At 68.3% G+C, this 24,714-nt stretch carries 19 protein-coding genes; 7 read left to right on the forward strand and 12 right to left on the reverse strand.

Translation table 11 applies throughout. From position 1 onward, the window contains the following. The first annotated feature begins 330 nt into the window (after positions 1–330). Positions 331–1,245 (forward strand): GerMN domain-containing protein, encoded by a 915-nt coding sequence (locus ACJJV6_RS17795; RefSeq protein WP_407710519.1) that lies wholly within the window; start codon positions 331–333, stop codon positions 1,243–1,245. Here ACJJV6_RS17795 and ACJJV6_RS17800 read toward each other — a convergent pair. From ACJJV6_RS17800 to hrcA, 3 genes are all read right to left on the reverse strand, one after another. After that, on the reverse strand, positions 1,232–2,014 hold the full coding sequence (locus ACJJV6_RS17800) for a 16S rRNA (uracil(1498)-N(3))-methyltransferase (RefSeq protein WP_133347147.1): 783 nt from the start codon (positions 2,012–2,014) through the stop codon (positions 1,232–1,234). The two genes, ACJJV6_RS17795 and ACJJV6_RS17800, sit on opposite strands and share 14 nt — an antisense overlap. 2 nt (positions 2,015–2,016) lie before the next feature. Continuing rightward, on the reverse strand, positions 2,017–3,144 hold the full coding sequence (dnaJ, locus tag ACJJV6_RS17805) for a molecular chaperone DnaJ (RefSeq protein ID WP_009358802.1): 1,128 nt from the start codon (positions 3,142–3,144) through the stop codon (positions 2,017–2,019). Positions 3,145–3,225: 81 nt separating this feature from the next. Continuing rightward, complete coding sequence (hrcA, locus tag ACJJV6_RS17810) at positions 3,226–4,239, reverse strand: heat-inducible transcriptional repressor HrcA (protein WP_133347149.1); 1,014 nt, start codon at positions 4,237–4,239, stop codon at positions 3,226–3,228. Between the two features lie 189 nt (positions 4,240–4,428). On the opposite strand from hrcA, the gene ACJJV6_RS17815 reads away from it, so the two are divergent. Together ACJJV6_RS17815 and ACJJV6_RS17820 are read left to right on the forward strand one after the other, a co-directional pair. After that, a complete protein-coding gene (locus tag ACJJV6_RS17815; protein WP_407709480.1) occupies positions 4,429–5,277 on the forward strand; it encodes a DUF3097 domain-containing protein in 849 nt (282 codons plus the stop codon). Between the two features lie 122 nt (positions 5,278–5,399). Then, complete coding sequence (locus ACJJV6_RS17820; protein WP_009358804.1) at positions 5,400–5,819, forward strand: DUF4870 domain-containing protein; 420 nt, start codon at positions 5,400–5,402, stop codon at positions 5,817–5,819. A gap of 51 nt (positions 5,820–5,870) precedes the next feature. Here the strand turns inward: ACJJV6_RS17820 and hemW are convergent, their stop codons facing one another. Both hemW and lepA read right to left on the reverse strand, forming a co-directional pair. Continuing rightward, positions 5,871–7,100 carry a radical SAM family heme chaperone HemW gene (hemW, locus tag ACJJV6_RS17825; RefSeq protein WP_407709481.1) on the reverse strand — a complete coding sequence of 410 codons (1,230 nt, stop codon included), beginning with the start codon at positions 7,098–7,100 and terminating at the stop codon, positions 5,871–5,873. 36 nt (positions 7,101–7,136) lie between these two features. Further along, on the reverse strand, positions 7,137–8,990 hold the full coding sequence (gene lepA / locus ACJJV6_RS17830) for a translation elongation factor 4 (protein WP_009358806.1): 1,854 nt from the start codon (positions 8,988–8,990) through the stop codon (positions 7,137–7,139). A 177-nt stretch (positions 8,991–9,167) separates the two neighbouring features. Here lepA and ACJJV6_RS17835 point away from each other — a divergent pair, with 177 nt between their 5' ends. Both ACJJV6_RS17835 and rpsT read left to right on the forward strand, forming a co-directional pair. Beyond that, complete coding sequence (locus ACJJV6_RS17835; protein WP_407709482.1) at positions 9,168–9,707, forward strand: type II toxin-antitoxin system PemK/MazF family toxin; 540 nt, start codon at positions 9,168–9,170, stop codon at positions 9,705–9,707. 168 nt (positions 9,708–9,875) lie between these two features. After that, positions 9,876–10,136, forward strand: a complete 261-nt coding sequence (gene rpsT, locus ACJJV6_RS17840; protein ID WP_009358808.1) for a 30S ribosomal protein S20 — start codon at positions 9,876–9,878, stop codon at positions 10,134–10,136. A gap of 83 nt (positions 10,137–10,219) precedes the next feature. Here the strand turns inward: rpsT and holA are convergent, their stop codons facing one another. The 5 genes from holA to leuS all read right to left on the reverse strand — a co-directional run bounded on the left by holA (position 10,220) and on the right by leuS (position 17,669). Then, the gene (gene holA / locus ACJJV6_RS17845) at positions 10,220–11,236 is read right to left on the reverse strand and encodes a DNA polymerase III subunit delta (protein ID WP_035753355.1); all 1,017 of its coding nucleotides are present in this window, start codon (positions 11,234–11,236) and stop codon (positions 10,220–10,222) included. Next, complete coding sequence (locus ACJJV6_RS17850; RefSeq protein ID WP_407709483.1) at positions 11,149–12,990, reverse strand: ComEC/Rec2 family competence protein; 1,842 nt, start codon at positions 12,988–12,990, stop codon at positions 11,149–11,151. The genes holA and ACJJV6_RS17850 overlap by 88 nt, the downstream gene beginning before the upstream one ends. Before the next feature lie 170 nt (positions 12,991–13,160). After that, positions 13,161–14,045 carry a helix-hairpin-helix domain-containing protein gene (locus ACJJV6_RS17855; RefSeq protein ID WP_009358810.1) on the reverse strand — a complete coding sequence of 295 codons (885 nt, stop codon included), beginning with the start codon at positions 14,043–14,045 and terminating at the stop codon, positions 13,161–13,163. Between the two features lie 49 nt (positions 14,046–14,094). Continuing rightward, on the reverse strand, positions 14,095–15,087 hold the full coding sequence (locus ACJJV6_RS17860; RefSeq protein ID WP_009358811.1) for a DegV family protein: 993 nt from the start codon (positions 15,085–15,087) through the stop codon (positions 14,095–14,097). Between the two features lie 59 nt (positions 15,088–15,146). Next, entirely contained in the window at positions 15,147–17,669 is a 2,523-nt protein-coding gene (gene leuS / locus ACJJV6_RS17865) for a leucine--tRNA ligase (RefSeq protein ID WP_009358812.1), read from the reverse strand. Between the two features lie 291 nt (positions 17,670–17,960). Here leuS and ACJJV6_RS17870 point away from each other — a divergent pair, with 291 nt between their 5' ends. After that, positions 17,961–20,195 (forward strand): PEP/pyruvate-binding domain-containing protein, encoded by a 2,235-nt coding sequence (locus ACJJV6_RS17870; protein ID WP_407709484.1) that lies wholly within the window; start codon positions 17,961–17,963, stop codon positions 20,193–20,195. Positions 20,196–20,223: 28 nt separating this feature from the next. On the opposite strand, the gene glpK is transcribed toward ACJJV6_RS17870, so the two are convergent. Further along, positions 20,224–21,738, reverse strand: a complete 1,515-nt coding sequence (gene glpK, locus ACJJV6_RS17875) for a glycerol kinase GlpK (protein ID WP_407709485.1) — start codon at positions 21,736–21,738, stop codon at positions 20,224–20,226. Between the two features lie 49 nt (positions 21,739–21,787). Continuing rightward, positions 21,788–23,617, reverse strand: a complete 1,830-nt coding sequence (locus ACJJV6_RS17880) for a glycerol-3-phosphate dehydrogenase/oxidase (RefSeq protein WP_407709486.1) — start codon at positions 23,615–23,617, stop codon at positions 21,788–21,790. Between the two features lie 118 nt (positions 23,618–23,735). On the opposite strand from ACJJV6_RS17880, the gene ACJJV6_RS17885 reads away from it, so the two are divergent. Then, on the forward strand, positions 23,736–24,710 hold the full coding sequence (locus ACJJV6_RS17885) for a sugar-binding transcriptional regulator (protein ID WP_407709487.1): 975 nt from the start codon (positions 23,736–23,738) through the stop codon (positions 24,708–24,710). Positions 24,711–24,714 lie beyond the last annotated feature (4 nt).

The following is a 24,714-nucleotide window of genomic DNA, read 5'->3' on the forward strand; positions in this document are numbered from 1 at the left end:
CCCGCTGGCCTGTGGTCCCCTCGAGGTCGGTTCAGAATGTCTTTCCATATTACGCCAGCAGCCGCCGGCGCCGGATACGGGAAGCCGCTGCCCGAAGGGAACGATGACCGCATTCCGTCATTAGGTATCAACTTCATATCGGCCTCATATCGTTCCCGTTGCAGTTCGGCCGGCGGGCGGGCCGGCGGAGGCAACGCCCGGAGGTGTGTGCCATGCTGGAAATCCAGCTTCAGCTGGAAGCCCAGGCCGCCCGGGGATCGGCCCTCCATGCCAGGAAAGGACAGGACGAACGTGCCGGAAACCGCTGCGCCCCTGAGGGCCGGCCGTGCCATGGGCCGCGTGCGCGGTCTCTTGCTGGCCAGCGTCCTGGCAGCTGTCCCGGCCCTGACAGGCTGCATCGCCGAGGCCGGGCCCGCGCCGACCGGCACGTTGGCCACCAATCCCATCGCCACCGGCACAGCGCAGGCACCGCCCACGAGTGCGCCGCTGGAAACCACCCAGTCCTCCAACAAGGCGCCGGTCTACTGGATTGGGCGCAGCGGCAGCGACGTTTTCCTGTACCGGGAATTCCGTGATGTCCCGGACCAGGAAAATCCGGTCACGCGCGCCCTGCGCTCCATGATGTCGGACAAGCCGTTCGACCCCGACTTTTTCACGCCCTGGCAGAACCCGGACAAGCTCGCCACCTCCATTTCGGGCAAGGACGTCATCACCGTGGACGTCTCCGAGGACGCCTTCAACAGCAACCTCGATGCGGACATGGCGGCCCGGGCCATCCAGCAGCTGGTGTACACGGCAACCGCCGCCGCAGCCAGCTCAGGCCTGATCGATTCCGGGCAGCAGATCCGGGTGCGGATCCTGGTGGACGGGCACACGGACTACATGGCGTTCGACCACATCCAGCTCGGCGCACTCATGACCCGGAGCACGGGCCTGGTGGCGCCCGTCTGGATCATAGATCCGCAGGAAAATGTGGAGGTGCCCGGGGGCAGCGTCAAGATCACCGGACGAAGCACAACCGCCGGCGGAAAGCTCCGCTGGCAGATCCTGCGGTCCGGAGCCGACGGCAGCACCGAGCCCTTCCTCACCGGGGAGACCACGGCCTCGCCGGAACAGGGCCAGGCGGGGGTTTTCACCCTGGCCCTGACCATGCCCGCGGGTGACTACGAGCTGCGGGCGGCGCAGGCCGGAACCGGCGGCGGTCCGGACCAGTTTGAGGACACCAGGGCCTTCAAGGTGCGGTAGCCGCCCAGCGGCCCAGGATGTCGCTGGCCAGCACGACGGCGGCGGGCCCGGCCGTGGACGACCGCAGGACATGGTGCCCCAGCAGCGCCGTCACGGCGCCCTTGTCGCAGAGCCTGGTGACTTCGCGGGGGCTGATGCCGCCCTCGGGTCCGACGATCAGGAGCACCTCGCGGGGTTCCGCACCCCCGCCACCGGCCTGCCAGCCCTCAAGGACGCTGCGCAACGGGCGGACGGCGTCCTCGTGCAGGATTACTGCCAGGTCCGCGGCCTCGACGGCTGCGGACAGCCCCGCAGTGTCGACGGCAGGGCGGACCTCAGGCACCCAGGACCGGCGTGCCTGCTTGGCGGCGGCGGTGACCACCGACTGCCATTTGGCGTGGGCTTTCGCTGCGCGGTCACCCTTCCACCGCACGATGGAACGTTCGGACTGCCACGGGACCACGGCGTCGATCCCCAGCTCGGTGGCCGTTTCGATGGCCAGTTCGTCCCGGTCGCCCTTGGCCAGGGCCTGGACGAGCACCAGCCGGACGTCCGGCAGCGGTTCGACGGCTACGGACGTGCACTCCACTTCCAGTGCCGCCGGGGCAGCACCGGCGACCCGCCCGGTCATCCTGGTGCCGGCGCCGTCGACGATATCGACCGGCTCACCCGCTTCAAGGCGCTTGACGGCAACGGCGTGCCTGGCCTCGGCCCCTTCCAGTACGAAGAGGCCACCGGGGGCCATTCCGTCGAGGGACCCGGCGGCGGTGAAGAAGACTGGGTTGCTCACCGCTACAGGTTACCGAGGCGGTCCCGAAGCTTGGCGAACATGCCGCCGCTGGCAGCCAGCTTTCCCTCGGTGATCTGCTCGCCCCGGAGCTTGGCCAACTGCCGCAGCAGGTCTTCCTGGGCGGCATCGAGCTTGGCGGGAGTCTCCACCTGCAGGTGCACTTTGAGGTCCCCGCGGCCGTACCCGCGCAGGTGGGTGACGCCCAAGCCGCGCAGGGTGATGATCTCACCGGACTGTGTACCGGGCTTGACGTCGATCTCCTGGGTCCCGTCGAAGGTCTCCAGGTTCACCTCGGTGCCAAGGGCGGCCGCCGTCATGGGAATGTTCAGTGTGGCGTGGAGGTCGTCCCCGTCCCGGACGTAGGTGGGGTCGTTGTTGACCCGGATCTCCACGTAGAGGTCGCCGGAAGGTCCGCCGGCGGGTCCCGCCTCGCCCTGCCCGGACAGCTGGATACGGGTTCCGGTGGCGACGCCGGCAGGAACCTTGATGGTCAGTGAACGGCGGCTGCGGATGCGGCCCTGGCCGCTGCACTCGTTGCAGGGATCCTTAATGACGGTGCCGAATCCTTCGCAGCTGCCGCAGGGGGCAGCCGTCATGACCTGGCCGAGGATGGAGCGGACCGCCCGCTGGACCTGGCCGCTGCCGCCGCAGATGTCGCAGCGCTCCGGATGCGAGCCGGGCTGGCAGCAGGAGCCTTCGCAGGTGGGGCAGGTGACGGCCGTGTCCACCTCGAGTTTCTTGTTGACGCCGAAGACGGCGTCGCGGAGGTCGATCCGGACGCTGATAAGGGCGTCCTGCCCACGGCGCACCCGGGAGGCCGGGCCGGCGGAGCCGCCGGCACCGAAAAAGGTGTCGAAGATGTCCTGGAAAGCGAAGCCCTGGCCGGCGTAGCTGCCGCCGCCGAACCCATTGTCCGTGCCATTCTCGTTGCCGGTGGTGTCGTAGACGCGCCGCTTCTGGGGGTCCGAGAGGACTTCGTACGCGTGGGTTACTGCCTTGAAGCGGTCAGCAGCCTCCTCGCCCGGGTTGACGTCCGGGTGCAGGGTGCGGGCCAGCTTGCGGTAGGCCTTCTTGATTTCTTCTCCGGTGGCCTCCGGCGAGACTCCAAGGACGTCGTAGTGGCTGCTCAAAGTTCGTATCTCTTCCTTGTTGTACTGCATGCAGTGGGGTGTCCTTCCGCGGACCGGCTGCCACGGCAGCCGGCACCCCGCTCAGGGCCCCAGGATCCGGGACAGGTAGCGGGCAACAGCCCTGACGGCGGCCATGGTGGTGGGATAGTCCATGCGGGTGGGACCCAGCACGCCTATTTTTGCCGCGCTGTCCGGACCGTAGCCGGTAGCCACCACGGAGGCTTCGGCAAGGCCGTCATAGGGGTTCTCCCGCCCGATGCTGACTGCCACGCCACGGTGGTCCTGCGCCATTTCGCTCAGCAGGCGCAGCATCACCACCTGTTCCTCCAGGGCTTCCAGCACAGGTCCGATGCTGAGCGGGAAATCCACGTTGGACCGGGCAAGGTTGGCGGTGCCCGCCATGACCATGCGCTCCTCGCGGCTGCTGTGTGCCAGGAGTTCCAGCCCGTGGGCCAGCGCCTGGGCGGCCGGCCGCTGTGCCGGGCTGACAGCGGAGACGACGCCGGGCAGGGACTGCCCCAGCTGGCCCAGCGGGGTCCCGGCAAGGGAACCGAGGAACTGGGTCCGGAGCGCGGCGAGGGCGTCGTCGCCGAGGTCCTGGCCGACGTCGATGACCCGCTGTTCCACCTTGCCGCTGTTGGCGATCAGGACCACCAGCACTTTCCGCGGTGCCAGCAGGACGAATTCGATGTGCCGGATCAGGGCGCGGCTCAGGTGGGGATACTGGACCACCGCCACCTGGTTGGTCAGCTGGGACAGCAGGCGGACGGTGCGGTCCAGGACATCATCGAGGTCGTCGGCACCTTCCAGCAGCGACTGGATGGCGCGCCGTTCAGCCTGGGAAAGGGGCTTCACGGCCGAGATCTGGTCAACGAACAGGCGGTAACCCTTGTCCGTGGGTATCCTGCCTGCACTGGTGTGCGGAGCGGTGATGAGCCCTTCGTCTTCAAGCGCTGCCATGTCGTTGCGGATTGTTGCACTGGATACGCCGAGATGATGCCTCTCCACCAACGCCTTCGAACCAACGGGCTCGCGGGAGTGGACGTAGTCCTCCACGATTGCCCGCAGCACTTCCAGTCTGCGTGGCTCGCTCACACTCCACCTCCATCCAGGGTCGGGGCGGCAGCGCCGCCCCGTGCAACAACATCAGGGCAAACCATCAGGGGTTAGCACTCGACATGCCCAAGTGCTAACAGTCTATTATGCCTTGGCCCGTTGTTAGCATTGGTACCGCTCCGGGCGAAATTCCGGCGGCACTGATCTAGCGCTAGGCGGAGTCGATCCATGGATTACCAGAACTGGGGGCCCCGGGAGATGTCCGGCCCCGTCCGCACCCAACTGCCCGAAATCCCCGTTGAACGCGGCATGGTCCTTGAGGACGTCCAGTCCGGGTGGGTCGGCGCCGTGACCCGGGTGGAAAAGTCCGGCGGCATGCACGTGGTGGCGCTGGAGGACCGGCGGGGAAAGTCGCGGACGTTCCGGCTCGGATTCGGTTTCCTCCTGGAGGGCCGGGCCATCCGGCTGATGCCGCCGGCACCACGCGCCGCCGCCGGCAGCGGTGCCGGCAGGACGGCGTCGGGCTCGGTCAAGGTCACCGGCCAGCGGGCCCAGGTGGCCAAAGCCAGCCGGATCTGGGTGGAGGGCAAGCACGACGCCGAACTGGTGGAAAAGGTCTGGGGCGACGACCTACGGGTGGAGGGCATCGTCGTCGAGCCGCTGCACGGCATTGACGACCTCGCCGGGGCGGTGGCGGATTTCCGGCCCGGCCCGGGACGGCGGCTCGGCGTGCTCGTGGACCACCTGGTGCCGGACTCGAAGGAGTCCCGCATCGCCGACGCCGTGATGGCGTCGCCCGGGGCTGCAGGGAATGTGCTGATCGTGGGCCACCCGTACGTGGATGTGTGGCAGGCCATCAGGCCCGCTGTGCTGGGAATCGAGCAGTGGCCGGTAGTGCCCCGCGGCCAGGACTGGAAGACCGGCGTGCTGGCGGCCTTCGGATGGCCGCACGCCACAAAGGAGGACATCGGGCTGGGGTGGCAGAAGCTGCTGGGCGCCGTCCGCAGCTACGCTGACCTTGAGGCGTCGCTGCTGGGCCGGGTTGAGGAAGTGATCGACTTCCTCACGGTGCCCTGATTGGGGAGCCACGTCCCGGATAGCCAGTATTCTTGGTACTGCGGGTCCTGCGGCGCTGTTCGCGGCCGCAGCAAGGCAATACCGGCATTTGGCACTATTTGCACTCTCGAAGGAAACAGACTGTGGCAGAAAACACCCGTGATCACAGGGACAGCCAGGGCGGCGCAGGCCGCTCCGAATATCATGGCGTCCCGGCGAACGCGCTGCCCCTGACGGCAGGCGAGGACCGGCAGTGGGCCACGCTGGCGCACTTCGGCGGGATCCTCGGCTGTGTCCCTGCGCTCCTGATCTTCCTGATCTTCCGCGACCGCGGTCCGTTTACGGCGCAGGAATCCAAGGAAGCGCTGAACTTCAGCCTGCCGCCCACCATCGCGGCCGTGGTGGCGAACATCCTGGTGTTCATCCCCGTGATCGGCAACATCTTCGCCGTCATCGCCACGCTGATCTGGATCGCCCTGACGTGCTTCTCGGTGGCGGCCGGCATCCATGTGAACAAGGGCCAGCCGCACCGGTACCAGTACAACCTGCGCTGGATCAAGTAGTCCCCACCGGCTCCCAGCACTCGCAAGCTCGCGCCGGGGCCCCGCCAGCTGTCAGTCCGGGAGGATCCGGCGGACCACCGCGTCGGCGAGCAGGCGCCCCTTCAGGGTGAGGACCAGCCTCCCGCGGAATGCCGCGGCCGGGTCCACCAGGCCGTCGGCGATCAGCCCCGCCACCTCATGGCGTCCAACAGCGCTCAGGGTGGCCACTTCGAGGCCTGCCTGGAGGCGCGCCTCCAGCATGATGCGTTCAACAGTCCGGGTTTCCCCGTCCAGGGTTTCCCGCCCGGCAGCCGGTGAGGCTCCCTGGGCAAGGCGGCCGGCGTAGGCGGTGGGATGCTTGACGTTCCACCACCGGACGCCGCCCACGTGGGAGTGCGCACCCGGTCCGATCCCCCACCAGTCGTCCCCCCGCCAGTAGGCGAGGTTGTGGCGGCACGCCTGTTCCGGGGTGCGGGCCCAGTTGCTGACCTCGTACCAGCCCAGCCCGGCCGCAGAGATCAGCTGGTCGGCGAGCTCGTACTTGTCGGCGTGGTCGTCGTCGTCGATACCCGGAACCTCCCCGCGGCGCATCTGCGCGGCGAGCTTGGTGCCGTCCTCCACGATCAGCGCGTAGGCGCTGATGTGGTCGGGCTCGTAAGACAGGGCAGTCTCCAGGGAGTACCGCCAGTCGTCCAGGGATTCGCCCGGCGTGCCGTAGATCAGGTCCAGGCTGACGGCCAGTCCGGCCTCCCGGGCCCACTGCACCACCTGCGGAACCCTGCTCGGGGTATGCGTCCGGTCCAGGACCTTCAGGACGTGAGGAACCGCGGACTGCATGCCAAAGGAAACCCGCGTGAAACCCGCTGCTTTAAGGACAGCGAGGGACTCTGGAGTGACAGAGTCCGGATTGGCTTCGGTTGTAACCTCCGCCCCGTCCTCAATGCCCCACTCGTCGACTGCCGCCCGAAGGATCAGGGCGAGATCGTCTGCGGGAAGAAGGGTGGGCGTCCCGCCGCCGAAGAAAACGGTGCTGAGCTGCCGCGCCGGAACCCCGGATCCGGCGAGCACCCGGGCGGCAAACGCCACCTCGGAAGCGGCCGTGCCGGCATAGGCGTCCTGCGACGCACCGCCGCCGAGCTCGGTGGCGGTGTAGGTGTTGAAGTCGCAGTACCCGCAGCGCACGGCGCAGAAGGGAATGTGGACATACAGCCCGAAGGCACGGTTGCCCGCGCCCTGGGCCGCCTGTGCGGGCAGCAGGCCGTCCGGCGGCGCGGGGTCGCCCAAAGGAAGAACGCTAGGCATCGCTGCGGCCCTGGATGGATGCGGCCACTGTCATCACTACTTCTTGGCCTTGTCCTTGGACTCGTCGGTGGTCAGCGCGGCGATGAAGGCCTCCTGCGGAACCTCCACGCGGCCCACCATCTTCATGCGCTTCTTGCCTTCCTTCTGCTTTTCCAGCAGCTTGCGCTTACGCGAGATGTCACCGCCGTAGCACTTGGCGAGGACGTCCTTGCGGATCGCGCGGATGCTTTCGCGGGCGATGATCCGGGATCCGATGGCCGCCTGGATGGGCACCTCGAACTGCTGCCTCGGAATGAGCTCACGCAGCTTGCCGGTCATCATCACGCCGTACGCATAAGCCTTGTCCTTGTGCGTGATGGCACTGAAGGCGTCCACCTGTTCGCCCTGGAGCAGGATGTCCACCTTGACCAGGTCGGCCACCTGCTCGCCGTCGGCCTTCCAGTCCAGCGACGCGTAGCCGCGGGTCTTGGACTTGAGGATGTCGAAGAAGTCGAAGACGATCTCGGCCAGCGGGATCCAGTACCGCAGTTCCACGCGGTCCTCGGAGAGGTAGTCCATGCCCTTCATCTGACCGCGGCGGCCCTGGCAGAGCTCCATGATTGCCCCGACGAACTCGTTCGGGGCAAGGATGGTGGCAGACACCATGGGCTCCCGGACTTCCCGGATCTTGCCCGCCGGGAACTCGCTGGGGTTGGTGACGGTCAGGACGGACTTGTCCTCAAGGGTCACCTCGTACACCACGTTCGGTGCCGTGGAAATGAGGTCCAGGTTGAATTCACGCTCCAGGCGTTCCCGGACGATCTCGAGGTGCAGCAGGCCAAGGAAGCCCACGCGGAAGCCGAAGCCCAGGGCGGCGGAGGTTTCCGGCTCGTAGACCAGTGCGGCGTCGTTGAGCTTGAGCTTGTCCAGGGCATCGCGGAGCACCGGATAATCGGTTCCGTCCAGCGGGTAGAGGCCGGAGAACACCATGGGCTTGGGATCCGCGTAGCCGCTGAGGGATTCCGACGCCGGTTTGGCCAGGTTGGTGACAGTGTCACCGACCTTGGACTGGCGGACGTCCTTCACACCGGTGATGAGGTAGCCCACCTCACCGACGCCGAGGCCCTTGGAAGGCGTGGGTTCGGGTGAGCTGACGCCGATCTCCAGGAGTTCGTGCGAGGCCTTGGTGGACATCATCTGGATGCGTTCGCGCGGATGCAGCATGCCGTCCACCACCCGCACGTAGGTGACCACGCCGCGGTACGTGTCGTAGACGGAGTCGAAGATCATGGCGCGGGCTGGGGCGTTGGCGTCACCCACGGGCGCCGGGAGGTCGGTGACGATCTTGTCCAGCAGGGCCTCCACGCCCACGCCGGTCTTGCCCGAAACCAGCAGGACGTCCTCCGGATCGCCGCCGATGAGGTTCGCCAGTTCCGCCGCGTACTTCTCCGGCTGCGCCGCCGGAAGGTCGATCTTGTTGAGCACCGGAATGATGGTGAGGTCGTTTTCCATCGCCAGGTACAGGTTGGCGAGGGTTTGCGCCTCGATGCCCTGCGCGGCGTCCACCAGCAGGACGGCGCCTTCGCACGCTGCCAGCGACCGGGACACTTCATAGGTGAAGTCCACGTGGCCGGGGGTGTCGATCATGTTCAGTGCGTAGCTGACGCCGTCGACTTCCCAGGGCATGCGGACGGCCTGGGACTTGATGGTGATGCCGCGTTCACGCTCGATGTCCATGCGGTCCAGGTACTGGGCCTTCATGTCGCGTGCCTGCACCACTCCGGTGGACTGCAGCATGCGGTCAGCCAGGGTGGACTTGCCGTGGTCAATGTGCGCGATGATGCAGAAATTCCGAATGATGGCCGGATCTGTCGCGGCGGGCACCGGGGCGGTGCGGGCCATGGGAGACACGCAGGGGTCCTTACTGTTGGCATTTCCGCGGCTGCCGCCGGGTGCACCCTTGATCAGGTTCCCGCGGTCCAGCCGCACATCGTCAACTTCAAGTGTCCCACGTCCGGGCGCGTGGCACCGCATTCCCGCCGGGTTTGCGGTCATGTCCGCAGCCGGGCCCGGCTGTAAGGTGGCGGAATGCCTTTCAGTCTCCGTTCCCTGGGAAATGCCGTCCGGAGCGGGCTTCGGCTGCTCGGTGCTGCCGGCTCCGCTTCGTCCGGCGCCCCGGCCCGGTCCCGCTCCGACGCCTCGGGGCCTGCTGCTTCTGCCGGCACAGGCCGCTACCCGGGGGATTTCCGGGGGCGTTCCACCGTCAGTTATGCGCCCAAGCCCGACGGCGATCCGGACCCGGGCGAGGTGGTGTGGGCGTGGGTGCCGTACCAGGAGGACCACTCCCGAGGGAAGGACCGCCCGGTCCTGCTGGTGGGACGCAGCGGACCGTACCTGCTGGGACTGATGCTCACCAGCCGGGACCGGGTGCCCGCAGCATCGGCGTCCGCCGACTACGTGGACCTGGGCGTGGGCGGCTGGGACCGGCAGGCAAGGCCCAGCGAGGCCCGGCTTGACCGCATCCTGCAGATCATGCCGGCGGACATCCGCCGGGAGGGCGCCGTGCTGGACCGCAAGCGCTTTGAGGCCGTGGCCGCAGGGCTCCGCTCGCGACACGGCTGGACGTAGGCCTTGAATGGCCAGTCCGGCGGCTGACCTGCTATTCTTTATAGCTGTGTGTCCGTGCAGGTCGACGGCCACTGATGGTTGGCCGCCATAGGTATCCCCACGCCGCTCAGTCAATGGCCAGCCTGAAAGCCCTCTAGACCATTTCCGCATTAAAAAGAGAGTTCACACGTGGCGAATATCAAGTCCCAGAAGAAGCGCATCCTCACCAACGAGAAGGCACGCCTGCGCAACAACGCAGTCAAGTCCGAGCTGAAGACGGCCATCCGCGCCGTCAACACCGCCGTTGAGTCCACGGACAAGGATGCAGCTACTGCTGCCCTGGTTGTTGCCAGCCGCAAGCTGGACAAGGCTGTCAGCAAGGGTGTTCTGCACAAGAACAACGCAGCAAACCGCAAGTCGGCGATCTCCAAGAAGGTCAACGCACTGTAAGGTTTCCAGTTCCCCGAACTGATGATCGTGGCCGGTACCCTCGGGTACCGGCCACGCGCCTTTAAGCGGAAGTGCGGGTGGGGTCAGCGGCCCTGGACTGACATTGCGATGATCCGGACCGCATTCTCGACGGCGAACACAGGGTCACGCGAGAGCCCCTTGACCTGCGCGTCCGCCTCCGCCGTGGCCTGGATGGACCGGACCAGCCCCTCCGGAGTCCACCGCCGGACGTCACGCTGCGCCTGCTCCACCAGCCACGGCTGCATGCCCAGTTCGGCGGCGATCTGTGCAGCAGAGCCCGAGGCACCGGCCACCCGGGCCACCGTGCGCAGTTTGGCTGCCAGGGCCGCCACCAGGGGAACCGGATCGGCCCCCGTGGCAAGGGCGTGCCGGAGCGTCGACAGCGCCAGGGGCCCGTTTCCGGCCATTGCAGCGTCGGCCACCTTGAACGCCGTCGCCTCGATCCTGCCGCCGTAGTACCGGTCGACCAGCTCCGACGTCACGGTGGTTCCCGCATCGGAAATCAGCTGGCTGCAGGCAGCGGCCAGTTCAGAAAGGTTGGCGCCAACCGCGTTGACCAGGGCAAGGACCGCGTCCTGCTCGATCCGCCGGCCGGCCGCCTTGAACTCCGCGGACACGAAGGCCATCTTGTCGGCGTCCTTCTTGAGCGGCTGGCAGTCCACCACGGGCCAGCCGCCTTTTTTGATGGCGTCAAGGAGCTTCTTGCCGCGCGCTCCCCCGCCATGCCGCAGGACCAGGACGGCGTCCGGTTCCAGATGGCCCAGGTAGGCCAGGGCGTCGGCCAGGAAAGCCTCATTCATGGATTCGAGGCCTTCGACCTCAATCAGTTTGCTCTCCCCGAACAGCGACGGGCTGACCAGCATCAAAAGGCTTCCGGCCTCGTAGGCGGCGGCGTCGACCCGGCTGACCTCCACATCGGGCGACGTGGCGCGGACCTGGGATCGGATGTTGTCCATGGCCCGGATGCCCAGGTACTCCTCGGGGCCGGTGATCAGGACAACGGGCGCCGGGGCTGCCTCGCGCCAGGCGGCAGCGTTCGACGCCGCCGGACGGGTTGCTCGTTTTTGCGCAGCGGCCATCGGGGATCCCTTCCGGAATATTTTGTGGAGTATCCCAGCCTGCCATGTCCTGCACCGTGGTCAAAGCCATGCCGGCGATCCCAGGCTGCGCGCCTGCGCTCCGGCAGCGCAAGAAGAGAGACCGTGATCCGGTGTGCCGCGCGGACAAGGCACACAACTGCCCGCGGACGTGCCGCAGCCCATGTTAGAGAGAAGGTGAGGGCCGAGAGCAGGAGCATGGACAGCAGCCCGGGCAGGCCTTCCGGCCAGGGAAGCGAAGCCCCCGGAAGCTGAGAGCTGAACCGGGCGATGCCTGCGACGCCGGCACTGAACGTTCCAGACACGGCGATGAGGAACGTGGCTGGCCAGGGGACCAGGACAATGAGGGGAACCGCTGCGGTTCCCAGCAGGGTCACCGGCGCCACCAGGGGTGACGCGGCCACGTTCGCCAGGAGTGAGTAGGTCGAAAACTGGGGCTGCAGCAGGACAATGACGGGCCCGCACAGCAGCTGCGCCGACAGCGGAACCGCCACGGCTGCGGCCGCCCACCGGGGAATGGGAGCGGGAGTCCAGTCAATGATCCGTCTGCCCAGAACGATGATTCCCAGCGTCGCCAGGACCGAAAGCAGGAACCCGAAGCTCCCGCCCAGCCCCGGGTCGACGAGCAGGAGCCCCATCACCGCCAGGCAGAGGAAACTCAGTCCGCGTCCCCGACGGCCACCGGCGAGGGCAGCCACTGCCACTGCTCCCATCACGGCCGCCCGCAGGACGCTGGCATCCGGGCCGACGAGCACCACGAACAGTCCCAGCCCGGCCAGGGCCGCCGCGGCCGCGGGTGCACGTGGCATCCGCATCCGCCGGCAGGCAAGCAGCAGCGCGCCCAGGACAAGGCTGCAGTTGGCGCCGGAGACAGCAGTGAGGTGGGTCATGCCAACAGCTTTCATGGCGTTCTCCAGCCCTTCGTCCAGGGCGCTGGTGTCCCCGGTGACCATGCCCGGGAGGAGGCCTGCGGCATCGGGGGCCAGGAAAGCGGCGGCGCTGACAAAGCGGCTCCGCAGGTCCTTCGCCGCGCTCTCCAGCCCGGAGCCGCCGTCGGCCGGGCCCGGCGCGGAAGAGGCGGCCAGCGTTCCGGCCTCATACCGTCCGGGATCGGCCGGACGCAGTTTCCCGGTGGCCCGCACCGCCTGTCCCGGGACCAGGGTCCCCCAGGCCCCACCACCCATGACCACCAGCTGCGCCCGGGTGCGCAGCACCACGCCTCCGGTGGCGACTTCCCGGGTCAGGACAGGCACGGACCAGCGTTCAGGCGGACCAGCCAGCCCTGGCCTGCCGAGCGGGCGCGGCGCACCGGCCACCTCCACCAGGGCAACCGCAGTCTTGCCGCCCGCGATGGCTTCGGCGAGCGGGCCGTCAAAACGCTGGCTGGCGGCAACGGAAGAATGGGCTGCAGCGGCGGCGGCGAGCAGGAGGGCAATGGCAGAGGTGGCCCGGAAGCTGCGCCGGCCCTGCGGACGGACGGCGGGTGTCCGGCCGCGGAGACGCGCCAGCAGCAGCGCGCCGAGGGCAGCCAGGCCCAGGCAGAGCACGGCCAGGGCCGCGGGCGTCAACCATAACCCGGCAAGGGAGGCTCCCCAGACCATGGCAGCCGGAAGGGCAAGGCGAAGATCGGTACGACGGCGCGGAGGCCCGGTCCCGCCGTCGCTGCCGGCACTATCGCGTGGTGCAGCGCCGCCCCTCCGCCCGGGCAGGGCAAGCCTGTCCCGGATTGCGTCCATGCGCCCGGAGTATTTGCCGGAGACGGGCGGGTTCCCGCTGTCGTTCCCGTTCGCCCCGCTGGCGCCACTACCGGGGCCGCCACTGACGGCAGCCTCCACGAACCGGCTCCACCGGCTGCCGCGTCCTCCGTCGCTAGGCACCGGGATGCCCGTTCACCAGCCGCGGCACGTCACACCGTCACCAGTGGCAGCAATGCTTCCAGCATCTTGGGGCCCACACCGTCCACCGCGTCCAGCTCCTCCACGCTCCTGAAGGGACCGTGGTCTGCGCGCCAGTCCACAATCCGCTGGGCCAGCACCGGCCCCACCTTGGGCAGGGTGTCAAGCTCCGCCGCCACGGCGGTGTTGAGGTTGACCTTCGCACCGCCGGATCCCGGTGCGCCACCTGCGCCGCCCGCGGCACCGGGCGCCCCTGCGGACTCCGATATCGGGGGCGTGGCTTCGCCCTGCCGGGGAACGTGGATTTTTTGTCCGTCCTCGACAACCAGTGCCAGGTTGAGGCGGTTGAGATCGGCGTCGGACGTGCCGCCGCCCGCGGCGCCGATGGCGTCATGGACGCGGCTCCCCGCCGGCAGGGTCACCACGCCGGGCGCGGCCACCGCACCGGCAACATGGACCACCACTGGGCCCGCGGAATTTCCCGGAGGTTCAGTCACCCCGGGCAGGCCGTCCCCGTCCGCCCCGGCGTCGCCGCCGTCTCCGTCCCGGGGTCCGCTCTCCGCCGCCTGGCCGGCGCTGATCCCGGCAAGCGGCAGGATCTGCGGGCGGCCGGACGCGGTCTGCCACCAGAACACCGCGCCGGCGGCAACGGCAAGGACGCCGAGCAGGACTGCAGCCCGAAGCCCCAGCCGCCAGCGCAGGACGGGTGCCAGCCCGGCAGGCCCGCCTTCAACGCCCGCCGTGTCCGGGAGGGGCTCTTCACTCCCCCGGTATTCGAAATCCTGCTCCCCGCCGCCGTCGGCCAGAAGGCCCTTCCGCCCGCCCAGGCTTGCCTGCAGCCGGGACCTGGCATGGCGCGCCGAAGGACCCGCTGCTCCAGCATCCCGGCGTGACATGGCTTCACGCTAGGGACATCCGGGCACCTGGCAACAGGCCCGCGAGGTGCTATGTGGACAGGCTCGGCGCCTTGGGCCCGGGTGCGCCGCCCGCAGCGTCGTGGCCCACGATGACGGCCAGGACACCCAGCCCGGCATGCGCCGCAAGCACCGCCGGAAGTGAACTGATCTGCGCCGGCGGGCACTGCGGAAGGGCCGCTGCCAGCCTGGCCGCGAGGCCCTCGGCTTCGTCCTGGTTTCCGAAATGGTGCACCGCCAGCCGGACGGCCTGCCCGGGCTGGGCCTGCGCCTCGGCGGCGACGAGCTCCTCCAGCCGGGCCACCGCCTTGGCGGCCGACCGCACCTTCTCCAGCGGAACGATCTTGCCGTTCTCCACTGCGAGGATTGGTTTGATGGCCAGCATGGTGCCCAGCAGTGATGCCGCCGGGCCGATCCGGCCGCCGCGCCGGAGCTGCTCGAGGCTCGGGACGTAAAAATAGACCCTGGTCTGCCCGGCCTGGGCCGCCGCGGCGGAGGCAGTACGGACCGCGTCGGCGCCGCCGGCCGCAGCCGCCACAGCGGCCTGGACCGCCATGCCCAGCGCCATTCCCACCGTGCGCGAATCAACCACTTCCACCGGGATCCCCACCCGGGCGGCAGCCAGGCGGGCGGCATCCGCCGTGCCGGAGAGCTCACCGGAGATGTGAATGGAGACGACCTCCTGGTACCCCCGGCGCAGCGCGGCACGGAAGGCCTGCTCGAATTGCCCGGGCGAGGGGCGGGACGTCTTGACCGGCGTCCCCGCGGCCAGGGCCAGCGCGATGGTTTCCAGGATGTCGTCTTCACCCTCGCCGTAAATGTCCGCTCCCACCATGACGGGCATGGGGATCACGGTGAGCAGCCCGTCTGCCTTGAGCCCGTCCGCCCACGGCTGCGGCAGGGCCGCAGCCGAGTCCGTCACCACCGCGGTGCGGACGACGCCGGCTCCGGGCTTGGGCGCGGGGCGGAAACCTGCCAGGCGGGCCCGGAACCAGGGCCAGCCGGTGGCGGAACTGTCGGGCAAGGGGCCTCCTGGTGTCACTGGCCGGCCACCGGAGTTGTCCGGTGGCCGGGTCCGGCCTGCTAGGCCGGGACGATGTTGACCAGTTTAGGTGCCCGGACGATGACCGTGCGGATGCCGCGGCCGTCCATCGCGCGCTGGACGTTCTCGGAGGCCAGGGCCAGCTCGCGGAGTTCGTCCTCGGAAACATCCGGGGAGACTTCCAGCCGGTCCCGCACCTTCCCCTGGACCTGGACGACGGCGGTGACCGTCGCCTGGACCAGGAGTGCGGGGTCGTGGACCGGCCAGCCGGCGTTGGCGACGGATGCGGGGTGGCCCAGCACGTTCCACATGTCTTCGGCAGTGTAGGGCGCAAACAGGCTGAGGATGACGGCAACTGCTTCGGCTGCTTCGCGGACGGCCGGATCGGCGCCGCCTGCACCGGAGTCGATGGCCTTGCGGGTGGCGTTGACCAGTTCCATCAGCTTGGCCACCACGACGTTGAACTTGTTGGCGTCCAGCAGCTCGGCGGCGTCCGCGATGGTGCGGTGCGTGACCGAACGCAGCGCCCGGTCCCCGGTACTGAAGTCGGTGCCGGGAGCGCTGGCGACATCCTGTGCCAGGCGCCAGGCACGGGCCAGGAACTTGGCGGAGCCGGACGGGGACACATCGGCCCAGTCCACGTCGTCCTCGGGCGGGGAGGCGAAGATCATGGTGAGGCGGACGGCGTCCACGCCGTACTTGTCCAGCTGCTCACCCAGGTCCACACCGTTGCCCAGCGACTTGCTCATGGCCTTGCCGCCGTTAAGCACCTGGCCCTGGTTGAGGAGGGCGCTGAACGGTTCGTTGGCCTCTATCATTCCGAGGTCGTTGATGACCTTGGTGAAGAATCGGGCGTACAGCAGGTGCAGGATGGCGTGCTCCACGCCGCCGACGTACTGCCCCACCGGCATCCAGTCGTTGATCTTCTGCGGATCGAACGGGCCCTCGGTGTAGTGCGGCGACACGAACCGCAGGAAGTACCAGGACGAGTCCACGAAGGTGTCCATGGTGTCGGTGTCGCGCTTGGCAGGACCGTGGCAGGACGGGCACTCGACATTGACCCACGCTTCGGCGGCGGCCAGTGGCGAGGTGCCCTTCGGGGCCAGGTCCTCACCACGCAGGTCCGCGGGCAGCGTGACGGGCAGCTGCTCGTCGGGCACGGGCACCTCGCCGCAGGACGGGCAGTGGATGATCGGAATGGGGGTACCCCAGAACCGCTGCCGGCTCAGCAGCCAGTCGCGGAGGCGGAAGTTCACGAACTTCTCGCCCGTGCCCTGACGCTCCAGGATGGCGATGGCGGCGGGGATGGCCTCAGACTTGGGCAGCCCGTCCAGCTCGCCGGAGTTGATCAGGGTGCCCTCGCCGGCGGTGGCGGTGCCGGACACGGCCGGGTCCTCCTCGCCGGTGTCCAGAACCGCGCGTACCGGCAGGTCGAAGGTACGGGCGAAGTCGAGGTCGCGCTGGTCGTGGGCAGGAACGGCCATGATGGCGCCGGTGCCGTAGTCGGCCAGGACGTAGTCGGCGGCCCAGACGGGCAGCTTTTCCCCGTTCAGCGGGTTGATGGCGTACCGGCCGGTGAAGACGCCTGTCTTTTCGCGTTCCGTGGACTGGCGTTCGATCTCCGACAGTGCCTTGACCTGTTCACGGTACTCGTCCAGCGCGGCGGCGTGTTCCTCCGTCACGAGTTCGACGGCGAGCGGTGCATCAGCGGCCACCACGAAGAACGTGGCGCCGTACAGGGTGTCCGGGCGCGTGGTGAAGACAGTGACCTCCTTGGCGGGCTTGCCGCCGTCGGCCTCGATCACGAAGTTGACGTGGGCACCCTCGGACCGGCCGATCCAGTTCTTCTGCATGGCCAGCACCCGTTCGGGCCAGTGGCCGCGGAGCTGTTCCATGTCGTCGAGCAGCCGGTCGGCGTAGTCGGTGATCTTGAAGTACCACTGGTTCAGGGACTTCTTGGTGACAGTGGTGCCGCAGCGCTCGCAGGCTCCGTTGACAACCTGCTCGTTGGCCAGGACGGTCTGGTCCTTGGGGCACCAGTTGACCGGCGAATTCTTCCGGTACGCCAGGCCGCGCTCGTAGAAGCGCTTGAAGAGCCACTGGGTCCAGCGGTAGTACTCGGGATCCGAGGTGTGCAGCCGGCGGGACCAGTCCGCGGAGATGGCATAACGCTTGAAGGACGCGGCCTGGGTGTCGATGTTCGCGTACGTCCACTCGCTGGGGTGGGCGTTCCGCTTGATCGCGGCGTTCTCCGCCGGCAGGCCAAAGGAGTCCCAGCCGATCGGATGCAGCACGTCATAGCCCTGCTGGCGGAGGTAGCGGGCCACGACGTCGCCCATCGCGAACGCTTCGGCGTGGCCCATGTGCAGGTCCCCGGACGGGTACGGGAACATGTCCAGCACGTACCGCCGCTCCCGTGATCCGTCGTCGACAGGGGTGAAGACCTTCAGGTCCTCCCACACCTGCGGCCACTTGGCCTCCATGGCCGTGAAGCTGTACGTGCCCTCCTCGGGTGCTTCCGCTGCCACTGCTGCTCCGGTCTCTGTCTCCGGCTGAACGCCCACTGCTGCCCTCTTCTGTTCTGTTACGGCACTTGTGCTGCCATAACGGCCTGATCCTCCCGCAGCGGCCCGGGAAATCCTCCCGGACACACAAAAGCCCCTCGCCATGGAGGGGCTGCCGCTCAGCTGTCCGTTGTCTCCGACACCCGGCGGCTAGCTAAGCAGAAGAATCGCACGCATGGAACTACTTTAGCGCACCTGCGGGAGGCGGGGACGAACGGGGCTGTACCCGGCAGGTTGCCCGTCACTAGACTGGAACCGGGCCGTCCGGGCCCCGATCCGGCAGGTGACGCCATGCATGATGCGGAGAACGCCGCGGGCGCGGAAGGCCGCTTTCCCCGGCTTGGCGGAGCCGCCGCACTGCAGCGGGACGCTGTTGGCGGCAAGGCCGCCGCCCTGTCCCGGCTGCGGATGGCAGGGTTCCGGGTTCCGCCCGGATACGTGGTCACCCGTGCCGCCTACGACGACGCCTCGGGACGCGGCGACTGGTTGCGCCTGTTGCAGGACGCTGCCCTCGCTGCGGGCCCCGGCCCCTATGCCGTCCGCTCCTCCGCCGCCGCTGAAGACCTGCCGGGTGCGTCCTACGCCGGCATGTACGAAAGCTACCTCAACGTCGAGCCGGCAGGCCTGGCCGCTGCGGTTGCCCGCTGCTTCCAGTCGGCGGAGGCCGGCAGGGTGCGCGCCTATCAGGAGTCCCTCGGCCAGGCCGGCAGCGGAGCCATGGCCGTGCTGGTCCAGCAGATGGTGGAGCCCACGGCGGCGGGTGTCGCATTCTCCGCCAACCCGCTGACCGGGGCCCGGGACGAAACTGTTATTTCCGCTGTGCCGGGGCTCGCTGAAGGGCTCGTCTCCGGCTCCGAGGGCGGAGAAGAATGGACAGTCCGGAACGGCAGCGCCACGTGCACCCGCGGCGGGGACCTCCTGACGGCGGAAGTCGCGACGGCGGTGGCGGCCGCGGCCCAGCGGGTCGCCGGGCATTTCGGTGCTCCCCAGGATGTCGAATGGGCGCTGGACAGGTCCGGCCAGGTCCAGCTTGTGCAGGCGCGGCCAATGACCGCCGTCCCTGAACCGGTGGCCTGGCAGCGGCCGGGGAAGGGCGTGTGGATCTGCAACTTCCGGCTGGGCGAATGGCTGCCCGAACCGGTCACCCCGCTCTTCATGGACTGGCTGGTGCCAACCCTGGACTCCGCCTACAACCGGGCTGTGGCGCACTCCACCGGCGTCCAGGTGCCGATGGAACACGCCGCGGTCAACGGCTGGTACTACGTGGCTCCGCCGACGCCGAGGGCGCTCCCCCACCTGCTGTTTGGCGGGTCGCTGCGCTACATCTTCAACTGCGTGGTCCGTCCCATGCTGGACCCGCGCGGTGCCGACCGCGCTGTCCTGCGGAGCCTGGAGGACGAATGGCGGACGGAGTGCCTCCCGGCCTACCGCCGCCTGGCGGAGGGACAGCCGGCGGGCGGCGATGCGGCCGGCCTTCCGGACATCATCGGCCAGGTGGAGGACGTGGTGGGCGCGGCAGGAGCCTACCTTTGGTACTTCTCGGTCACCGGCGGTGCCGCCTGGAAGATGGAGATGGCCCTTGCCCGCTTCTGGCGGCGGCACCTGGCGGCCGCTGTGGCTTCCGGGGCTGAGGGCTACCAGGTACTGCTCGGCGGGCTGCTCCCGTCCGCCCCGCCCCAGGTGCCCCATGCCGTGTACAGCCTTGACTGGTACCACAGGACAGCGGGCGAGGAGCCGGCAGTGTCACCGGCACCGGCCGACGCCAGGCGCCATGCTCCCTCCAATGCCGCGGACCGGCGCCGGGCGGCCGAGGCTGCCTGCCGTCGGACCCTGCGCGGAACCCGCCGGCTGCGCCGCTTCGACACCCTCCTGGCCGTTGCCCAGCACTACGCGCTGTTGCGGGAGGAACAGGCCCGCGACTTCACGCTGGGCTGGCCGCTGCTGCGCCGGTGCGCTGCGCGAATTGGAACAATCCTGCAGCAGGCCGGAACCATCAGCGATCCGGAGGACGTCTACTTCCTTACCCGGCGGGAGCTCCGAACCAACGGACCACCCCGGCACGCTGAGGTGTCCCGGCGCCGGGATGATTGGCTGCGGCAGCGGAAACTCGACGCGCCGCTCACCCTGGGCACTCTGCCCCTGCTGGGCAACTCCTTTGACCGGATAGCCAACAAGGCCCGTTCAGAACGCGCCCTTCCCGCAGGGGCACTCAGCGGGCACCCGGCAAGCCCCGGCCGCGCCCGCGGGCAGGTCCGGCTGGTCGGCGGTCCGGCCGACTTCGCGGGCTTCCGGCCGGGCGAAGTCCTCGTGGCCAGGGCGACGGCACCTGCCTGGACCCCGCTCTTCGCCAGCGCCGCCGCCGTCGTCACGGATACGGGTAACCTCGCCGCGCATGCCTCCCTGGTGGCGCGGGAATACGGGATTCCGGCCGTGGTGGGCACCGGCAACGCCACGAGGGTCCTGCACACCGGCCAATGGGTCACAGTGGATGGCAGTAAAGGGATCGTGGAAACCGGCACAGTCTGAGTCCGGGGCCGGCCCTGGCTCCGAAGGGCTACTTCACATCCCCGTCCACCCAGTCCATGGACTTGGTGACGGCTTTCCGCCAGAGGCGCATCTGCCGGTCCCGCTCGGCCGCGTCGAGCTGCGGCTCCCACCGTTTGTCCTCCGACCAGTTGGCTGACAGCTCGCCCAGGTCCTTCCAGAACCCGACCGCCAGCCCGGCCGCGTAGGCCGCCCCAAGCGCTGTGGTCTCGATGACCCTGGGACGGATGACGGGGACACCCAGGATGTCCGCCTGGAACTGCATCAGTGCGTCGTTGGCCACCATCCCGCCGTCGACCTTAAGCTCGCTGAGGGGCACGCCGGAGTCGGCGTTGACGGCGTCCAGCACCTCGCGGGTCTGGAAGGCGGTGGCTTCCAGCGCGGCACGGGCTATGTGGTTCTTGTTGACAAAACGGGTGAGGCCGACGATGGCGCCGCGGGCATCCGGGCGCCAGTGCGGGGCGAACAGGCCCGAGAACGCCGGAACGATGTAGACGCCGCCGTTGTCCTTGACGGACGCCGCCAGGGTTTCCACCTCTGGCGCGCTGCTGATCATGCCCAGGTTGTCCCGCAGCCACTGGATGAGTGAGCCCGCGACGGCGATGGATCCTTCGAGGGCGTAGTGCGGGGCGGCGTCCCCCAGTTTGTAGCCGACCGTGGTGAGGAGTCCGTTCCTGGAGTGGACAATCTCCCCGCCGGTATTGAAGATCAGGAAGCAGCCCGTCCCGTACGTGTTCTTGGCCCCGCCGGTTTCGAAGGCCGCCTGCCCGAACGTGGCCGCCTGCTGGTCGCCGAGGATTCCGGCCACCGGCGTTTCCCGGAGCAGCTGGGAGGTGTGGACGTGGCCGTACACCTCCGAGGACGACCTGATGGCCGGCATCATGCTGCGCGGCACGCCGAAGACCTTCAGGATGTCCTCGTCCCACTGCAGGGTCTCCAGGTCCATGAACAGCGTACGGGACGCGTTGGTGACGTCCGTGGCGTGGACGCCACCGTCCACGCCGCCCGTCAGGTTCCACAGCACCCACGCGTCAGTGTTGCCGAACAGCAGGTCGCCCGCTTCGGCACGTTCCCGGGCCCCCGCGACGTTGTCCAGGATCCACTTGATCTTGGTGCCCGAGAAGTAGGTGGCCAGCGGCAGTCCGACCTTCTGCTTGAAGCGGTCACTTCCGCCGTCCCGCGACAGTTCGTCCACGATGTCCTGCGTCCGGGTGTCCTGCCACACGATCGCGTTGTACACCGCCTCACCGGTGGTTTTGTCCCACACGACGGCGGTTTCGCGCTGGTTGGTGATTCCGACGGCGGCAATGTCGTGCCGCGTCAGGTTCGCCTTGGACAGGGCGGAGGCAATGACTTCGCGGGTGTTGTTCCAGATTTCCGCTGGGTCATGTTCCACCCAGCCTGCCTGCGGGAAGATCTGCGCGTGCTCCATCTGCCCCGAGGAGACAATGCCGCCGGAGTGGTCGAAGATGATGGCGCGGGTGCTGGTGGTGCCCTGGTCGATGGCGAGAATGTACTGGTTCATGGATGACGTCCTTGTCGGTTTGGTGGCGGTGGATGGCGGCGGGGTACCGCTACGCCACCAGGCTGGGCGTTTCCACCCGGTGGAAGCGCTTCAGCACGTCCTGGGCGTGGAGGATCTCCGCTTTCCGGGCTGCTGCATCCCATCCAAGCGGAACAGCCAGCACTTCTGCCACCTCATTGAGCAGTTCCCCCGTGACGAGCCCGCGGAAGGCCAGGGAGGTCCGCCGGATGAGGACGTCCACCAGGTGGCCCACCTGCTCGTTGGCTGCCATGAACTCGAGTTCACGCACGCTCAGCTCGCGGGTGGAGTGCAGCGGCCGGTCCTCGCCGGCGTCGAGGTATTCCATGACCGCCTCCGCACGGGTGCCGTAGCGCGTCAGGAGCCCGGCGGTGCGGTCCGCGTCCCGGCCGGGGGCCATATGCGCCTTGATCCACTGCTGGACGCCTGCCTCGTCGGCGGGGAAACCGGCGCCGCCGCCGATGGGCAGCTGTGCGGTGCTCACCTGGCGCTCCTTGCCCAGCACGGCCAGGACGTCGTCGGCCAGGTGCTCGGCGAGGGCACGGAAGGTGGTCCATTTGCCGCCAACCAGGCTCAGGACGATGGCGCCCGTCCCGCCAGCTGCCGGACCGCGGCGCTCGATGCGGTAGTCGCGGGAGACGAAGCCCGGCTGGGTGGCGTCATGCCGGGGCAGGGGACGTACGCCCGAAAAGGTGTAGACGATCTGTTCGCGGGTCACCGGGACCGCGGGGAACACATGCCCGATGAGGTCGAAGAAGTACGAGATTTCCTCGTCGGTGCAGACGGCGTCCTGGGCCATGTCGGCATCCACGTCGGTGGTGCCCACCAGCACGCGGTCACCCATCGGGTAGATCAGGACGATCCGGCCATCCGTGTGCTCGAAGAAGATCTCCCGGCCCCGGCAGGCCTCAAGCAGGGCGGGATTGTCCAGCACGATGTGCGAGCCCTTGGTGCCGCCCATGAAGGACGAGGAGGAGCCCATCGCCTGGTTGGTGAGGTCAACCCAGGCGCCGGTGGTATTGACGATGACGTCGGCGGTGAAGTCGAATTCCTCCCCCGTCAGTTCGTCCCGGAGCCGGACAGTGCTTCCCCGCCCGGTTCCAGGGTTGGGCCGGGACGTCATGGACTGCAGTGACACGTAATTGCTGGCACGGGCAGTGTCTCCCTGCCCCGGGGCGGCGCCCGTCCGGCCGGCCAGTTCGCCGTCCTGCAGCACGTCGAGGGTAAGCCGCTCGGGGTTGTGCACGGAGGCATCGAAGTAGGTGGCCGTGTATTTGACGTCGGGCCGCAGCGCAGGCAGCTCCGCCAATGCCCGCTTGTGGTCAAGGAACCGGTGCCGGGGCACTGTACCGCCGGCCCGGGAAAAGGAGTCGTACAGGCTCAGGCCGAGCTTGATCAGGAACGCGCCGCGCTCCTTCGGTTTGCCCTGCTGCTTGTGCGTGAGGAAGCGCAGGGGCGCGGCCAGTACGCCGGAGAAGGTGCTGAAGATTGGAATGGTGGTCTGCAGCGGCTTGACGTAGTGCGGCGCGATCCGGAGCAGCCTGTTGCGCTCCACCACCGACTCCCGGACCAGCCGGAACTCGCCGTTTTCCAGGTAGCGGATGCCGCCGTGGATCATGTGCGATGACGCACCGCTTGCACCCTGGCAGTAGTCGCCGCGTTCCACGAGTGCGACGTCGACACCCTGCAGGGCAAGGTCGCGGAACGTGCCCACACCGTTGATGCCGCCGCCCACCACCAGCACTTTGGCATGCGGACGCCGCTTCAGGTTGCCCACCGGGCTTCGCACCGACCCCGGCTTCGGCGCTTCGGCGGACTGCCGGGGCGCGGATGGATGGACGGTTGGCTCTGTGGCTCCCACAACTACTCCTGGTGATTTCTCCCGATGCGCGGCGCTTTCGCCGCCGTTCCCAAACCATGGTTGAAGTGATGGAAAATGGAGTCAAGCTCAATGCACAAACGTGCAGAACGGAATGCCGATGAACCCCTCCCGGCACGCGGATGCCCTCCGCGCTGCACAGATGTACTATCTGCAGGATCTCACCATGGATGCCATCGCACGGGAACTCCGGACCTCCCGGTCCACCGTTTCCCGGCTTCTTTCCGCTGCCCGCGAATCCGGCCTGGTCCAGGTCCAGATCCGCAACCCCCTGGACACCGGGCCCGAACTGGAGGGCATGATCCGGCAGCGCTACAGCGTGGACGTGCACGTGGTCCCCGTCCTCGAGACGCTCAACGAGGCCGAAACCCTGGACCGGGTGGCCATCCAGGCAGCCCGGACCATCGGGCCGCTGGTGGACTCGAACACCATCATCGGGGTGGCCTGGGGATCGACCATCAGTGCCGTCAGCCGGCACCTGACAAGGAAGATCACCCATGACAGCGTCATCGTCCAGCTGAACGGTGCGGGCAACATGCACACCACCGGCATTACCTACGCCAGCGACATCATGCGCCGCTTCGGCAGTGCGTACGGAGCCCGCGTGGAGCAGTTCCCGGTGCCCGCTTTTTTCGACCATGCCGCCACCAAGACCGCCATGTGGAATGAACGCAGCGTGCAGCGCATCCTGGCACTGCAGGCGAAGATGAGCATCGCCATCTTCGGCGTCGGCTCGGTGGATGCCGATTACCCGAGCCACGTCTACTCCGGCGGCTACCTGGACGAGGACGACCTCCACGCGCTGGCCACCTCGGATGTGGTGGGTGACGTTGCCACGGTCTTCTTCCGCGGCGACGGGTCCTCCGACGGCATTGTCCTGAACGAACGCTCCACCGGCCCGGCCCTTTCACAGCTCCGGCAGGTGCGGCGGAGGATCTGCGTGGTCTCCGGCGCCTCCAAGATCGACAGCCTGCGGGGAGCCCTGGCAGCAATCCTTGCCACCGACCTGATCCTGGATGAAGCAACCGCGCGGCGGCTGGTGGATTTCGAAGGCCTCGCCACCGCGAGTGGGTAGAGTC

This window comes from Arthrobacter nitrophenolicus (assembly GCF_045833485.1).
In the GTDB taxonomy this organism is placed as follows: Bacteria; Actinomycetota; Actinomycetes; order Actinomycetales; family Micrococcaceae; genus Arthrobacter; species Arthrobacter nitrophenolicus.